General features: G+C 36.9%; 1 protein-coding gene. It reads left to right on the forward strand.

Annotated elements, in window-relative coordinates:
- Window positions 1–90 precede the first annotated feature (90 nt).
- A partial coding sequence (locus ACKA06_RS21635; RefSeq protein ID WP_411160632.1) for a transposase occupies window positions 91–520 on the forward strand: 430 nt, incomplete at its 3' end.

Raw genomic sequence — 520 nt, forward strand, 5'->3', positions numbered from 1 at the left:
TCAGCTTGTAGACAAAGTCTAAGAATTAGACCAAGTCTACAAGCTTTTTTTGTATAATAGAAAAGAATAAAGCTTTTGTGGGGGATAAAAATGTTATCAAAACACACTAAAGAAGGAAGAAATCAAATTGAAATGGTTGCGCTAGATGAACTTGTTCCTGAGGATCATCTAGTTAGGAAAGTTGAACAAGCGATTGATTTTGAATTTATTTATGATTTAGTAGAAGATAAGTATTGTTTAGACAATGGTCGACCTGGTATTGATCCAGTTGTTCTCATTAAAATGGTCTTTACCCAATATCTCTTTGGCATACGCTCCATGCGTCAAACCATCAAAGAAATTGAAACCAACGTGGCTTATCGGTGGTTTATTGGGTATTCCTTCAAAGAGAAAATCCCTCACTTTTCAACCTTCGGTAAAAACTACGCTAGGCGCTTCCACGATACGGATCTCTTTGAACAAATTTTCTACCGCATCTTGAAAGAAGCGATGACCAAAGGATTGGTGGATCCATCCGTTG

It is taken from the genome of Rossellomorea oryzaecorticis (assembly GCF_045897515.1).
In the GTDB taxonomy this organism is placed as follows: Bacteria; Bacillota; Bacilli; order Bacillales; family Bacillaceae_B; genus Rossellomorea; species Rossellomorea enclensis.